The organism is Bradyrhizobium sp. SZCCHNS30572 (assembly GCF_032484415.1).
Taxonomy (GTDB): Bacteria; Pseudomonadota; Alphaproteobacteria; order Rhizobiales; family Xanthobacteraceae; genus Bradyrhizobium.
In genome coordinates this window covers 176013-191096 of the sequence record NZ_JAUESY010000001.1, presented here as the reverse complement: position 1 = coordinate 191096, position 15084 = coordinate 176013, and the positions used below count along the sequence as shown (strand labels likewise).

Below are 15084 nucleotides of genomic sequence, written 5' to 3'. Positions count from 1 at the left end.
CCAACCGGGAAGCTTGCCGGCGCCCTCCTTTGCGGAGCGGCACCGGCGCGGCGGGATGAGTAAGGGGGATCAACCCCGCCAGAACGGCTTGTCGATCTCGGCGGCGATATCGCTGCGGGACAGACCGAGGTCGTGCAGGTCGCGCTCCGACCATTGCGCCAGCTCGTGCCGCGTGCGGTAGCGGAAGCGCCAGGCGGCGAGCAGCTCCACGACGCCGGACCAGAACCCCGGGCCATGATGTTTCGTCATTGACGAGGAGACGTAGATGGACATGAAGGCCTCCTGAAAATTCCTTGAGGCTGCAATATCGAGCGCTTGCGCTTCATCCACAAACGACATTTACTACCGTTTCGGATGAAATAACGTCATGAACCGGGGAGGCCGTGAATGGCCCGACTGCCGTCGCTGAATGGATTGCGGGCGTTCGAGGCTGCGGCGCGGCATCTGAGCTTCACCCGCGCGGCCTCCGAGCTGAACGTGACGCAGACCGCAATCAGCCATCAGATCAAGCGCTTGGAGGACGAGCTCGGGCTGCGCCTCTTCGTCCGCCAGAACCGTAGCCTGGCGCTGACGCCGCAGGCCCGCGACTATCTCCCGCTGGTGCGCGCCGCGTTCGACGATCTCCGGCTGGCAACGGAACGGCTGGTCCGCAAGGACAACGCCAAGGTGCTGACGGTCTCCACCATCGCCTCGCTGGCCGCCAAATGGCTGCTGCCGCGGCTGACGGCCTTTCAGGAGGCCCATCCCGGCATCGACGTGCGGATCACGACGTCGACCGGCCTGGTCGATTTTCGCAAGGACGACGTCGACGCCGCGATCCGCTATGGCCGTGGCCATTGGCCGGGCGTGCGGGCGGAGTGGCTGATGGCCGACGAGCTGTTTCCGGTGTGCAGTCCGGCGCTGCTGCAGGGCGACAAGCCACTACGCTGTCCGGAGGACCTCGCACATCACACGCTGCTGCAGGTCAGCGGCGGCTATGACGACGACTGGCGGCTATGGCTGACCGCGGCGGGTCTGCCGGTGGAGATGTCGAGGCAGGGTCGGCTGAGCTTCGACCTGTCGCTGATGACCGTTCAGGCCGCGATCGACGGGCTCGGCGTCGCGATCGGGCGTACGGCCTACGTCCAGGACGACATCGCCAAGGGCCGGCTGGTGGTGCCGTTCAAGATGACGCTGCCGAGCGATGCCGGGTTCTATCTGGTGACGCCGGAGGGCCGGACCGATCCGCCGAAGCTGAAGGCGTTCCGGCAATGGCTGAAGGGTGCAATGCAGCAGAAGTCGGCCGCCGCCAATTCTGTTCAGGCCTAGGGCGCCTTGAGCGCAAAGCTATTGGCCGCCAGGGCTTGGCGTGGCAGATTGTCGCACCTTTCCCCTCGGCCGGCGTAGAAATCCTCCGCACGAGCCTCTCGACGGTAGGAGTTTCCCCGCGTGTCCTCAACGTCAATCCCGCAGCCGGCTACGATCCATTCGCGCATCGGCGCGATCCTGCGCGCCACCAGCGGCAATTTCCTCGAGCAGTTCGACTTCTTCCTGTTCGGCTTCTACGCCCCGATCATCGCCAAGGCGTTCTTCCCATCGGAGAACGAGACTGCATCTCTGCTCAATGCCTATGGCGTGTTCTGGCTCGGCGCCCTGATGCGACCGGTCGGCGCCATCGTGCTCGGCGCCTATGTCGACAAGATCGGCCGGCGCCAGGGCCTGATCGTGACGCTCGGCATCATGGCGATCGGCACGATCGTCATCGCATTCTGCCCGACCTATGCGACGATCGGCATCGCGGCCCCGATCATCGTGCTGCTCGGCCGGCTGTTGCAGGGCTTCTCGGCCGGTGTCGAGCTCGGCGGCGTGTCGGTCTATCTGTCCGAGATCTCCACGCCCGGCAATCGCGGCCTCTACACCTCGTTCCAGTCGTCCAGCCAGCAGGTCGCGATCTTCGTCGCGTCGGTCATCGGCTACGTGCTCAACCAGGCCATGCCGGCGGACATGGTGGCCGCCTGGGGCTGGCGCATTCCCTTCTTCATCGGCTGCCTGATCATTCCGCTGATCTTCTTCCTGCGCCGCACGCTGGAGGAGACGCCGGCCTTCCTCGCGATGAAGAAGCACCCGACCGCGCGCGAAGTATTCGCCTCGGCGCTGGAGAACTGGCGCATCGTGATCCTCGGCATGATGATCGCGGTGCTGACCACGACGACGTTCTACTTCATCACCGTCTACGGTCCCGGCTTCGGCAAGCAGCTGAAGCTGTCGGCGTCGGATTCACTGCTCGTCACTTTGCTGGTCGCCGTGACCAACTTCTTATGGAATCCGGTCGGCGGCGCGGTGTCGGATCGGATCGGACGCAAGCCGGTGCTTGTGACCATCGCGACGCTGGCGTTCCTCACCGCCTACCCGGCGTTGCACTGGCTCGCGGCGGCGCCGAGCTTCGGCAAGCTGCTCACGGTCGAAATGCTGTTCTCGTTCTATTTCGGCGTCTATAGCGGCACCATGCTGGGCTGCCTGGTCGAGATCGTGCCTGCGCATGTCCGCACCACCTGCTTCTCGATCGCCTTTGCGCTGGCGGCTGGGCTGTTCGGCACCGCGACGCCGGCGGTCTCGACCTGGCTCATCAACAAGACCGGCGACAAGGCCTCGCCCGGCTACTGGCTGATGTGCGCCGCCGTGCTCGGTATCATCGCAGCGATGACCGTCTATCGCGGCGGCCGCCAGGCCGTCGCGGCGCGCGAGCCGATCATTGCGTGATCGCTGCGAGGGGCAGCGCCTTCCTTGGCGCGCGCTTTCGGCGCATGATGGTGGGGAATGAACAGCAGCCGGCAGCGGCGGGTGTCGACGCTGCCGAAGGATGAACGCCATGCAGCACCTCATCGCTGTCGCCGAGAAGGTCGCGGCGCGGCTGACCGCCAAAAAGCAGACCATTGCCGTTGCGGAATCCTCCGCCGGCGGCCTGATCGCGGCGGCGCTGCTCGCGGTGCCCGGCGCCTCCGCCTATTTCCTCGGCGGCGCCGTGGTCTATACGCGCGACGCCCGCCGCGTGCTGATGGACAATCCGGACGAGGCGATGAAGGGCATCCGCTCGGCGTCGGAGCCTTATGCGGAGCTGCTGGCGCGGCAGATCAGGACGCGCTTTGCGACTGATTGGGGAGTGTCGGAGACCGGTGCCGCGGGTCCTGCCGGCAATCGCTACGGCGACGCGGCGGGACATGCGTGCTTCGCGGTTGCGGGGCCCGCGACCGCAGTCGTCACTCTGGAGAGCGGCCACAGCGACCGTTTTGCCAACATGCAGCTGTTCGCGAAGAGCGCGCTGGAGCTGTTACTCAAGAAACTCGACGAATAAACCGCTGTCGTCCCGGGCAAGCCCGATGACGCGCAGCGTCGGCGGGCGCCGACCCAGGACCCATACTCCCCAGCAGAAATGGGGCGCGACGCGAGACGTCACGAGCATCTCGCGCCACGACTGCTCCCTGCGGTTATGGATCCCCGCGTTCGCGGGGATGACAGCGAGATTGGAGCGCTGCCCGCCGTCTCTGCAGGGACGGCAGCCGGGCCCCTCACTTCTCCCGGAACGCACGCATCAGCTGGTCGTGCAGCGGCTTCATCAGGTAGGAAATGACAGTGCGGTCGCCGGTCTGCACGAATGCCTCGACCGGCATGCCCGGAATCAGCTTGACGTCGCCGAGCCTTGCGATCTCCTCGGGCGGCATCGAGACGCGGATGGTGTAATAGCTCTGGCCGGTGCGCTGGTCGGTGGTGACGTCGGGCGAGACGCGGCTGACGACGCCGTTCAGCTCCGGCGTGGTGCGCTGGTTGAAGGCGGACAGCCGCAGCAACGTCTTCTGGCCGACCTGCAGCTTGTCGATGTCCTGCGGATTGACCTTGGCCTCGACCTGGAGATCGTCGCTCTGCGGCACGATCAGCATGATGGTGTCGCCGGCGGTGATGACGCCGCCGACGGTATGGACGCTCGACTGCAGCACCATGCCGTCCTGCGGCGCGCGGATGTCGACGCGGCGAAGCTGGTCCTCGGCGGTGACCTTGCGCTCGACGAACTCGCCGATCTTGTCGGTGGTCTCGCGCAGATCCTTGGACACCTCGCTGACCATGTCCTTGTCGACCTGGATGATCTGCAGCTCGGTCTCGCTGATCTTGCCCTTGGCCTGGGCACGCGCGGCGATGAATTGCGCGCGCTCGCCGTTGAGGCGGGCAGCGTCGCGCTCCAAGGTGGTCAGGCGCGACAGCTGCACCAGATGCTGCTCATAGAGCTGGCGCACGCCGTCGAGCTCCTTCTGGACCAGCGCGATCTCCTGGTCCTTGGCGCTGACCTGCGCGGAGAGTCCCTCGATCTCCTCGTTCAGCTGGGTGACGCGCTCGCGCAGCTGCGCCTTCTGACCAATGCGGCCGTTGACGCGGACCTCGAACAGCTTGGTCTCGCTCGCCGTCAGGCTCTTGACCTCGGGATCGCTCATGCGCTGCAGCAACTGCGGCGGAAACAGGATCTTGGCCCAGCCGCGCTGCTCGGCCTCCAGCCGGGCGGCGCGCGCCTGCAGCGCATCGAGGTTCTTGGTGACGATGGCGAGACTTGCCTTGGTCACGGTGTCGTCGAGCCGCACCACGATGTCGCCGGACTTGACGACGTCGCCGTCGCGCGCCCGAAGCTCGCCGACCACGCCGCCGGTCGGATGCTGCACCTTCTTGACGTTGGATTCGACCACGATCTGGCCGGGCGCGATCAACGCGCCGGAAATCTGCTGCGTCGCGGCCCAGCCGCCAAGCCCGCCGGCGACCGCAACGACGACGCCCATGCCGATCAGCAGGTGGCGGCGGATCGACTCGCGCACGCTCTCCGTCTTGCGGCCGCCAGGAAGTGGACCGGCAACGACCTGACTGCTCATGGCTTTGCCACTCCGGCTTCCGAGACGATCTTGATCGGCGACGGCGCACGCGGCTGCAGCACCTGCGCCAGCACCGTCTCCTTCGGACCGAACGCCTGGGCGCGGCCGTCCTTCATGACCAGCACCTGGTCGACCGCCTCGATGCCGATCGGCCGGTGCGCGACGACGACCACGATCGCGCCGCGCGCCCGCGCTGAGCGCACCGCGCGTGACAGCGCCTCGTCGCCTTCGGTATCGAGATTGGAGTTGGGCTCGTCGAGCACGATCAGGAACGGATTGCCATAGAGCGCGCGCGCCAGCGCCACGCGCTGCGCCTGGCCTGCCGACAGCGCGGCACCCTGCTCGCCGATCTCTGTGTCATAGCCGTCGCGCATCTTGATGATCATGTCGTGCACGCCGGCTTCCTTGGCGGCGGCGATGATGCCGTCGGCGGAGGCCTGCGGATCGAAACGGCAGATGTTCTGCGCGACGGAGCCTGCGAACAATTCGACATCCTGCGGCAGATAGCCGATGTGACGGCCGAGCTCGTCCGTCGACCATTGGTCGAGCGCCGCACCATCGAGCCGGACATGGCCGCGCACCGGACGCCAGACACCGACCAGCGCCCGCACCAGCGACGACTTGCCCGACGCGCTCGGACCGATGATGCCGAGGCCATTGCCGGCCGACAACGCGAAGCTCACGTCCTGCACGATCGCCTTCTGGTCCCCCGGCGCGACGATCGAGATGGCCTCGACCGAGAGCTTGCCGACCGGCGGCTGCAGCAGGGTCGGCGCCGGTCGCTGCGGCATCGTCTGCAACAGATGGCTGAGACGGCGCCAGCTCTGGCGCGCGGCAACGAAGCTCTTCCAATGTGCGATCGCGAGATCGACGGGCGCCAGCGCCCGCGCGCTCAGGATCGAGCCGGCGATGATGATGCCCGCGGTCGCCTCCTGATGGATCACGAGATAGGCGCCGACCGCGAGCACCGCGGACTGCAGCATCATGCGCAGCACCTTGGCGATGGCGCCGAGGCCGCCGGCGACGTCGCTGGCGCGCTGGTTGCCGGCGAGATATTTTTCGTTGGTCTCGCTCCAGCGCAACAGCATGCGCCCGGTCATGCCCATCGCGACCAGGACCTCGGCGTTGCGGCGACTTGAGGTGGCGAGATCGTTGCGGCGGGCGGCGAGCCCCATCGCCTCCTTGGCCGGCGTGCGGGTGAGGAATTCGGTGATCAGCGTCAGGGCGACGAGGATGATGGCGCCGGCCAGCGCGGTAACGCCGAGCATCACGTGAAAAGCGAAGCAGATCGCCAGATACAGCGGCAGCCACGGCAGATCGAAGAACGCGCCCGGCCCCTGGCTGCCGAGAAAGCTCCTGATGTTATCGAGGTCGCGCAGCGGCTGCAGGCCCTCGTTGCGGCCGCCGGCGGACAGCGGCAGCCGCACCACGGTGTCGAACACCCGCGCGTTCAGGCTCTCGTCCAGCGCGGTGCCGATCCGCCCGAGAATGCGGCTACGGATCATGTCGAGCGCGCCCTGGGCGGCGTAAAGCCCCGCGGCGATGATGATCAGGCCGATCAGGGTCGGCACGGACCGGCTCGGCAGCACCCGGTCGTAGACCTCGAGCATGAAGATCGAGCCGGTGAGATACAGCAGGTTGATGATGCAGCTCATCACCCCAACGCCGATGAAGGCGCTGCGGCAACCGCGCAAGGCATCGCTGAGCTCGGATTGCCTCACGTGAGGTGCGGCCGCCATCACCACCATCTCTTCAATTGATCAAATGAGCTGCGTGACCGCCGATCAAAAGCACGGAACTGGCGGTAAACAAGGCGAAATATACTGATTCCCGCGGTGAGCGTCCAACGATGCTCACTTTAGCGTAAATTAGCTATGTGCTGGGGTATGTCGCGTGGCGCGGTGCAAACGTTCAGCCACGCCGGATCGCAAGCCCTAGAGCCGCCCGCCGGTCCGCACCAGCCGCACCACCAGCAGGAGAATGATGGCGCCGAGCGCGGAATAGACGATTTCCGACACGAGACCGGTGCCGATCCGGACGCCAAGCCGCGGGAAGATCAGGCTTGCGACCAAGGCGCCGAGCACGCCGATCACGATGTCGCCGACCAGCCCGAAGCCGGTGCCGCGGACGATCTTGCCGGCCAGCCAGCCGGCAACCAGGCCAACGAACAGAATGACCAGGATACCTTCGTTCGATACGTGCATGGCGTGTCCTCATCCAGCGCGGACGATCGGTCCCACGCGTGGCAGCACCTTAGCGAGGCCGTTGCGACGCTTCGACACGCGATGGACGGTTTCGGCCGGAGACGAGCGCGTTTCGGGCGAACCGTTACGTGGCCGCCACACTTGCCGGCGCCTCGGCCAGGACGCAGCGCGCCAGCCGCTGTGGCCCGAGCGCAATGTTCGGCGGCATCGCCTGCGAGCAGCGCGGCTGCGCCAGGCCGCAGCGCGGTGCGAACGAGCAGCTCCGCGGCGCCCGGTCGAGCGAGGGTGGCGTGCCGGGAATGGTCTGCAGCCGCTCGCCGCGCCTGGCACCATGGATCGTCGAAGCCAGCAGGCCGCGCGCATAGGGGTGCACGGGTTGGCGCACGATCTCGCGCAAGCTGCCCTGCTCCACGATCTCTCCGGCATACATCACGGCAAGGCGGTCGCAGATCTCGATCGCGACGCCGATGTCGTGGGTGACGAAGATGACGGACATGCCGAACTCGCGCTGCAGTTCGCGCAGCAGCAGCAGGATCTGGATCTGGACGGTGGCGTCGAGTGCGGTGGTCGGCTCGTCGGCCAGCAGCACTTTCGGCCGGCACGCCAGCGCCAGCGCGATCATCGCGCGCTGGCGCATGCCGCCGGACATCTCGTGCGGATAGGACTCCAGGCGACGCTTCGCCGAGGGAATCCTGACGACGTCGAGCATCTCCAGCGCCCGCGCCTGCGCTTCCGCAAAACTCCTGCCCTCGTGCCGCATGACGGTCTCGGCGATCTGCCGGCCGATGGTATAGACCGGATCGAGCGCAAGCCCCGGCTCCTGGAAGATCATCGACACGGAGCGGCCGCGAAACTGCGACAGCTCCTCGTCGTTCATCGCCAGCACGTCGCGGCCCAGCACCTTGACACTGCCGGAGATCTGCGTCCGCTTGTTCGGCAACAGCCGCATCAGCGCCCGCATGGTCACGCTTTTGCCCGAGCCGGACTCGCCGAGCAGGCCGAGCACCTCGCCGTCGCCGAGCGACAGGCTGACGTCGTTCACCGCATGCACGGTACGCTCGCCGGTGAAGCGGATGGTGAGATTGTCGATCTCGACGAGGTTGGTCATGGGGAGGCTATCTCACCTTGCCGTCAGGAATGCCGTGGCCAATTGCGAAGTGAGCTGCGACCCTCCCCTGGAGGGGGAGGGTCGGCTCGCATGAAGCGCAGCGGAATGCGAGACGGGGTGGGGTGACAGCCCCTCCATGGACTTGCTTCCAAGGGGAGAGACCGTCACCCCACCCCGATTGCGCATGAGATGCGCAATCGACCCTCCCCCTCCAGGGGAGGGTGAGACCGTCGGACGGTATACACAGGTCTCCCTCATGGCAGCGTCGGCACCCTGGCGTGGAAGTCGGTCGCGCGCTGGAAGGCGGCGCCGATGGTCAGAATCGTAGCCTCATCGAAGGAGCGGCCGATCAGTTGCATGCCGACAGGAAGCCCCGTCGACGTGAAGCCGGTCGGGATCGCCAGCGACGGCAGGCCGAGATAGTTCACCGGGCGGGTGAAGCGGGTGATGCGCTGGATCACGGCTTCCGCGCCCGGCGCGCCGCCGACATCGCTCTCGGCGATCGAGGGCGTCACCAGCGGCGACACCGGCGCGATCACGGCATCGACGCCAGAGGTTGCCGCGACATGCGCCGCCAGCGCCGCACCGCGCCAACGCAGCGCTTCGAGATAGGCGACGCCGGAGACGGCCAGAGCGTTCTGCAGCCGCATCAGCACCTGCGGGCCATAGTCCTGCGGACGCTCGATCATCCAGCGCTTGTGGAAGGCGGCCGCCTCGACCGCTAGCACGAGCTGGCAGGCTGCGGTGAGCTGGCGCTGATCCGGCAGCTCGACCTGAACCACATCGGCGCCCTCGGTCTTCAGCACCGCGATCGCCGCATCGAGACAGCGCGCAACCTCAGGATCGAGGTCGTCGACATAGAACGCCTTGGGCACGCCGATCCTGAGACCCTTGATCGAGGCCTGGGTGGCGGCGACATAGTCCGGCACGGGCGCCGCGCTGGCGGTGGGATCCTCGGGATCGGGACCAGCCATCAGCCCAAGGATCAGCGCACAATCCTCCGCGGTCTGCGCCAGCGGCCCGACCGTGTCGAGCGACTGCGACAGCGGCATCGCACCGGCGCGGCTGACGCGGCCCCAGGTCACCTTCAGGCCGGTGACGCCGCAGAAATTCGCGGGCATGCGGATCGAGCCGCCGGTATCGGAGCCGAGTGCCGCGAAGGTCAGGCGCGCGCCGACCGCCGAGCCGGAGCCGGACGACGAGCCACCGGTGACGTAGCCGAGCTTCCAGGGATTGTGCACCGGACCGTAATGCGCGTTGTGCCCGGTCGGGCCGTAGGCGAATTCGGCCATCTGCAGGGTGCCGAGCCGGATCGAACCGGCATCCTTCAGCCGCTGCAGCGCGGTCGAGGTCGTCGTTGCGACGAAGTCGCGCCGAATCAGCGAGCCGCAGGTCGAGATGTGGCCGGCCTCGTAATACATGTCCTTGTGCGCAAGCGGAACGCCGTGCAGCGGGCCCTTGGGGCCGTCCTTGGCGAGCGCTTCATCGGCCTCGGCGGCGGCCTTCAGCGCCGGCTCGGATTCGATCGCCATGAAGGCGTTCAGCTTCGGCTGCCACTGCGCGATGCGATGCAGGCAGGAGCGCGTCACCTCGACCGAAGAGAGCTTCCTGTCCGCAATCGCCTTCGCGACGTCGGTCAGGGTCATCAAGGCAGGTTCGGTGCTCATCGGCCCACCTTCAGCGTCTGCGCCAGGACGTAGCTCGCCGGCTCCAGGTCGAATGGGAGTGTACCGGCAACCGCGGCGAAGTTGTCGAAGGCCGGTCCGATCGAGTCGGCGATGCGGGTGGCAACCTCCTTGTCGACCGGCAGGCCGGAGGCCTCCGCGATGGCACTGACTTGCTGGGGCGTGGGTCTGGTCATTCCGCTTCTCGCTGCTGGTGTCTGCCCGTCAGGCGGCCGGCGCCCGGCTGTGTCCCGAGCCTGGGATCGCCATGTGGCAGGCGGCCTGATGGCCCATTGTATCCAGCTCCGTCAATCTTGGCGCGACATTCGCGCATGGCGCCTCGGCAAATGGACAGCGGGTGTGGAAGCGGCAGCCGGCGGGCGGATCGATCGGGTTGGGTGGATCCCCAGACAGCGGCGGCTCCTCCGTGCGCCTGTCGGGATCGGAGGACGGCATCGCCGCCAGCAGCGCCCGTGTATAGGGATGCGCCGGCCTGGCCCAGACCTGCTCGACCGGACCGAGCTCGACGACCTCGCCGAGATACATCACCAGCACGCGGTCGGAAATGTAGTTGATGACGTTGAGGTCGTGGCTGATGAACAGATAGGTAAGGCCGAACTCGCGCTTCAGGTCCATCAGCAGGTTCAGCACCTGCGCCTCGACCGACTTGTCGAGCGCCGACACCGCCTCGTCGAGGATCACCAGTCGCGGCGACAAAGCGAGTGCACGGGCGATGTTGACGCGCTGGCGCTGGCCGCCGGAGATCTCGTGCGGATAACGGTTGGCGAAGGTCTCGGGCCTCAGGCCGACCTTGCCGAGCAGCTCGCGCGCCAGCGCACGCGCCGCAGTGTCGGTCATGCCGTGCACCTTCGGCCCGAATGCAATCGACTCCTCGATCGTCAGCCGCGGATTGAGCGAGGCATAGGAGTCCTGGAACACCATCTGCATGCCGCGCCTGAGCTCGCGCAACGACAGCTCGTGGCCGACCTGCCGGCCGTCGAAGATGATCTCGCCGGCATCGCGGTCCATCAGATGCATCAGGAGCCGCGCCGTGGTGGACTTGCCGCAGCCGGACTCGCCGACGATGCCGACCGTCTCGCCCTTGCCGATGACGAACGAGACGTCGTCGACGGCGCGCACCGTCTTGCGCGCGCCGAACAGGCCGCCACGGACCGGGAAGTGTTTCGTCAGGCCATCGACCCGCAGCAGCGGCTGCGCCTTGCCGCCGAGGTCCTCGATCGGCTGAAGTCCGGTGACTTCCGATGCTTCATTCATGCCTCTCAGCTCCGGATGTCCATCGCGCTACGCAGGCCGTCGCTGAGCAGGTTGAAGCAGATGGAGACAGCGAAGATCATCACGCCCGGCAGCGCCGCCACCCAGGGATTGACGTAGATCGCCGTACGCAAGGTGTTCAGCATCAAGCCCCATTCCGGCTCCGGCGGCTTGGTGCCGAGACCAAGGAACGAAAGACCGGCCGCGAGGATCATCGATACCGAGATCAGGCCGGTGGCGTACACGAAGATCGGCCCGAGCACGTTGCCGAGCATGTGCGCGCGCATGACCGTAAACGCGTTCGCGCCCGAGGCGCGCGCGGCCTCGACGAAATCGCGATTGCGCACGCCCGTCGTGACGCTCTCGGCGACGCGGGTGATCTGCGGCACGAACACGATGGTCAAGGAGACGATGGAGTTGGTGATCCCGGCGCCGAGCGCGCCCGAGATCGCGATCGCCAGCAGCACCGAGGGGAAGGCGTAGAACACGTCGATGGTGCGCATGATCGCGGTGTTGACCCAGCCGCCGACATAGCCGGCGACGAGGCCGAGCATCGTGCCGATGCCGAAGGCGAGGATCACGGGCGAGATGCCGATCAGCAGCGACAGCCGGCCGCCATAGATCAGCCGCGCCAGCATGTCGCGTCCCAGCTCGTCGGTGCCGAGCGGATAGTTCGGCGTGCCGATGTGGCGCAGGCGCCGAATCATCGAGCCCTGATAGGGATCCGCGAGATGCAGATAGGGCGCGAGCAGCGCGGAGAGAAAGATCAGCAGCAGGATCGCGACGCAGACCATGCTGAGCTTGTCGCGGACGATCCGGCGACCGACGGTCGCCCAATAGCCGCGTGCGTTCGCGATCGGCGCGGCCTGCGGCGAGGCGTCGTTGAGGGCGCCGGGGGTACTGACGCTCATCGTTAGCCTCGCTTGATGCGCGGATCGATCGCGGCCTGCGCGATGTCGACCACGAGATTGAGGATGACGAAGAACATCGCCAGCACCAGGATCGTGCCCTGCAAGAGCGGCAGGTCACGCTGGAAGATCGCCGAGTTCAACAGCAGACCCGAGCCGGGCCACGAGAACACAGTCTCGATCAGGATCGATCCGCCCAGCATGTAGCCGAGCTGCAGGCCCATGACCGCCAGGGCGGTCGGCGCGGCATTCTTCAGCACGTGGCGGAACACCTGGGTTTCGCGCAGGCCCTTCGCGCGCAGCGCCTCGACGAAATCCTGGCTGAGGATGTCGCCGGTCAGCGCGCGCACGGTGCGCGTGATGATGCCCATCGGAATCACCGAGGTGGTGATCGCGGGCAGGACCAGGAAGCGGATATGGGCCCAGTCCCACGACCATGCGCCCGAGCCGGACGGACCGGCGCCAACCGCAGGCAGCCAGTTCAGCTCGACCGAGAAGATGATGACGAGCACCATGCCGAGCCAATAGTGCGGCAGCGATACGCCGGCGATCGCAATGGACGTCGCCACCTTGTCGATCCAGCTGTCGCGGAAATAGCCGGCGACGAGGCCGAAGAACAGGCCGAGCGAGAATCCGATGATGGCGGCTGCGATCGCCAAGGTCACGGTGTTGGAGACTGCGCGCAGCACCTCGGCGAGCACGGGACGGCCGGTGGCGATCGAGCTGCCGAGATCGCCATTGACGGCGCGCCACAACCACAGCCCGAACTGCACCGGCAGCGGCTTGTCGAAGCCATAGGCCACGCGCAGCTGCTGTGCCAGCTCCTGCGACGCGTCGGCCGGCAGCACCGCAACGAGCGGATCACCCGGCGTGATGTGAACGAGCATGAAGCAGACGAGCGCGACGCCGATGATGATCGGGATCGCATAGACCATCCGCCTGGCAGCATAAGAGAGCACGAGTCACCTTCATAAGCCTCTCCTCATCGGCGGAGAGTCGCGAGATACAAGCGGCACCAAGAAAGCTCCCCTCCCCCTTGCGGGGAGGGGTGGGGGGTGGGGGTCCACACAAAAACTGCCGCCGGAGTACCCCCCTCCCCACCCCTCCCCCACAAGGGGGGAGGGAGCGCAGCGGGGCAAGCGGCGAGATCAGCCTGCGAACGTGGACAAATACTCCACCACGCGAACGGCTACTCCACCGAGATCGGCGAGAAGTCGATGAACCAGCTCTTCGGCTGCACCACGCCCTTCACCTTCGGGCTCATCGCGCGCGGGCCGACGTCGTGCGCCACGTAGAGGAACGCCGCGTCATCGACCGACGCCGCATGCAGCTCCGCCAGCGCCTTGTCGCGCTCGGCCGGATCGAAAGTCTGGCGCGCCTTCTTCACCAGCTCATCGAACTTCGGGTTGTTGATGAAACCCCAGTTGTTGGAGACCGGCGGCGCCATCGAGGACTGCAGGAAGCGCACCAGCGCAAAGAAGGGGTCCATCGCCGCGTAGGTGACGTTGGTGGCGTTGGCGCCGTTGGCGGACGGATCCTTGGCGCCGCGACGCCAGTTGGTGAACAGCGTGTTCCACTCGATGACGTCGAGCTTGACGTCGAAATAGCACTCGGCCAGTGCCTGCTGCAGATATTCGTTCATCGGCAGCGGCTGCATCTGGCCCGAGCCCGACGCCGACGTCTGCGTCTTGACCTCGAGCTTCTTGTTCGGGCCGTAGCCGGCCTCCTGCATCAGCTTCTGCGCGGCCGCCTTGTCGTACTTGATCTCGAAGGTGACGTTGCCGCGCCAGGGATGGCCCTTCTCGAAGGTTCCGGTCGCCGGCACCATCAGTCCGGCAAGCAGGCCGTCGCGCAGGCCCTCGCGATCGATGCAGAGGTTGGCAGCCTTGCGAACGCGGATGTCGTTCCACGGCGAGCCTTCGACGCGCGAGAACTGCCAGGGCCAGACATGCGGCTGCTCGTTGGCGTAGAGCTTGAAGCCGCGCTGCTTGATCTCCGGCAGCGCATCTGGCGCCGGCGCCTCGACCCAGTCGACCTGTCCGGACAGCAGCGCCGCGGTGCGCGCGTTCGCCTCGGGCATCGGCAGCAGGATCATCTTGTCGGCCTTGGGCACACGCGCCTTGTCCCAATAGGCATCGTTCTTGACCAGCTCCAGCCGCTCGCGCGGCGTGAACTTCGCCATCTTCCACGGACCGGTGCCCGAGGCATCCTTGGCGAAGGCGGCCCAGGCGGCTTGCGACTTCGCCTTGTCGTCGGCGCCGGTCGCGGACTCATAGAGTTTCTGCCACTTCGTCGGGCTCGCCATGAACAGATTGGTGAGGTTGATCGGCAGGAAGCTGTCCGGCTCCTTCGTCGTCAGCTCGACGGTGAGATCGTCGATCTTGCGCGCCGATGCCAGCGTCGGCATGCGCGAGGCGGTGACGCCGACCTGGCTCGGATCGAACTGCGGCGCGTCCTGCTTCAGCACCTTCTCGACGTTCCACACCACGGCGTCGGCATTGAACGGCGCGCCGTCATGGAAGGTGACGCCGGGACGCAGCTTGAACGTCCACTTGGTCTTGTCGGCATCGTCGACCTTCCACTCGGTGGCAAGGCCGGGAATGACGACGCTCGGCTTGTCCTCCGACGACAGGTCCCACATCGTCAGCGCGTCGTACATCGTAAGGCCGGTGAAGCGGTTGCCCTCGAAGCCCTGATCGGGCTGGCCGAGCGTGCGCGGAATGTCTGCGGCAGTCATGCCGATGCGCAATACGGTTTCCGCGCCCGCCTGCGCCGGCAGCACGAGGATGGCAGCGCTGGTCATCATGGCGGCCGCAACGGCCACGCGCGTCGTCATTGAGGTCGCAATACGCAAAAGCACGATCAAGGTCTCCGATCAGCTGGCTAAATTCTGGGCAGCATTATGCAACGCCTATGCCAGCGGTGCTCCCGATCTCGTGCCTGCGACGCGAGGTCACAACCGTTTGTGCTCGAACGATCCGGTCAGAGGCTTGGCACCCCGATTGCAGGTCTTGCGCGTCGAATTTGATCCGGTTTCAACGG

Annotated in this window: 14 protein-coding genes; 3 read left to right on the top strand and 11 right to left on the bottom strand. The window is 66.5% G+C overall.

Features of this window, described 5'->3' with window-relative positions:
* Positions 1–69: 69 nt before the first annotated feature.
* Complete coding sequence (locus QX048_RS00815) at positions 70–273, bottom strand: DUF1127 domain-containing protein (protein WP_315713722.1); 204 nt, start codon at positions 271–273, stop codon at positions 70–72.
* Positions 274–387: 114 nt separating this feature from the next.
* Here QX048_RS00815 and QX048_RS00810 point away from each other — a divergent pair, with 114 nt between their 5' ends.
* The 3 genes from QX048_RS00810 (at position 388) to QX048_RS00800 (ending at position 3331) form a co-directional block, all read left to right on the top strand.
* On the top strand, positions 388–1308 hold the full coding sequence (locus QX048_RS00810; RefSeq protein ID WP_315713721.1) for a transcriptional regulator GcvA: 921 nt from the start codon (positions 388–390) through the stop codon (positions 1306–1308).
* 120 nt (positions 1309–1428) lie between these two features.
* Positions 1429–2739 (top strand): MFS transporter, encoded by a 1311-nt coding sequence (locus QX048_RS00805; protein ID WP_316200338.1) that lies wholly within the window; start codon positions 1429–1431, stop codon positions 2737–2739.
* Between the two features lie 109 nt (positions 2740–2848).
* Positions 2849–3331, top strand: a complete 483-nt coding sequence (locus QX048_RS00800; protein ID WP_316200339.1) for a CinA family protein — start codon at positions 2849–2851, stop codon at positions 3329–3331.
* Positions 3332–3545: 214 nt separating this feature from the next.
* Here the strand turns inward: QX048_RS00800 and QX048_RS00795 are convergent, their stop codons facing one another.
* The 10 genes from QX048_RS00795 to QX048_RS00750 form a co-directional block, all read right to left on the bottom strand.
* The gene (locus tag QX048_RS00795; protein ID WP_315713718.1) at positions 3546–4886 is read right to left on the bottom strand and encodes an HlyD family type I secretion periplasmic adaptor subunit; all 1341 of its coding nucleotides are present in this window, start codon (positions 4884–4886) and stop codon (positions 3546–3548) included.
* On the bottom strand, positions 4883–6625 hold the full coding sequence (locus QX048_RS00790; protein ID WP_316200340.1) for a type I secretion system permease/ATPase: 1743 nt from the start codon (positions 6623–6625) through the stop codon (positions 4883–4885). Before QX048_RS00790 ends, QX048_RS00795 begins: the two co-directional genes overlap by 4 nt.
* Before the next feature lie 195 nt (positions 6626–6820).
* A complete protein-coding gene (locus tag QX048_RS00785) occupies positions 6821–7090 on the bottom strand; it encodes a GlsB/YeaQ/YmgE family stress response membrane protein (RefSeq protein ID WP_315713716.1) in 270 nt (89 codons plus the stop codon).
* A gap of 124 nt (positions 7091–7214) precedes the next feature.
* Positions 7215–8198 (bottom strand): ABC transporter ATP-binding protein, encoded by a 984-nt coding sequence (locus QX048_RS00780; protein WP_316200341.1) that lies wholly within the window; start codon positions 8196–8198, stop codon positions 7215–7217.
* Positions 8199–8452: 254 nt separating this feature from the next.
* Complete coding sequence (locus tag QX048_RS00775; protein WP_316200342.1) at positions 8453–9865, bottom strand: amidase; 1413 nt, start codon at positions 9863–9865, stop codon at positions 8453–8455.
* Positions 9862–10059 carry a hypothetical protein gene (locus QX048_RS00770; protein WP_009026147.1) on the bottom strand — a complete coding sequence of 66 codons (198 nt, stop codon included), beginning with the start codon at positions 10057–10059 and terminating at the stop codon, positions 9862–9864. The genes QX048_RS00775 and QX048_RS00770 overlap by 4 nt, the downstream gene beginning before the upstream one ends.
* A 28-nt stretch (positions 10060–10087) precedes the next feature.
* A complete protein-coding gene (locus QX048_RS00765; protein ID WP_316200343.1) occupies positions 10088–11137 on the bottom strand; it encodes an oligopeptide/dipeptide ABC transporter ATP-binding protein in 1050 nt (349 codons plus the stop codon).
* A 5-nt stretch (positions 11138–11142) separates the two neighbouring features.
* Positions 11143–12045, bottom strand: a complete 903-nt coding sequence (locus QX048_RS00760; protein ID WP_316200344.1) for an ABC transporter permease — start codon at positions 12043–12045, stop codon at positions 11143–11145.
* 2 nt (positions 12046–12047) lie between these two features.
* Positions 12048–13001 (bottom strand): ABC transporter permease, encoded by a 954-nt coding sequence (locus QX048_RS00755; RefSeq protein WP_315713711.1) that lies wholly within the window; start codon positions 12999–13001, stop codon positions 12048–12050.
* Positions 13002–13231: 230 nt separating this feature from the next.
* On the bottom strand, positions 13232–14878 hold the full coding sequence (locus QX048_RS00750) for an ABC transporter substrate-binding protein (protein WP_410052155.1): 1647 nt from the start codon (positions 14876–14878) through the stop codon (positions 13232–13234).
* Positions 14879–15084 lie beyond the last annotated feature (206 nt).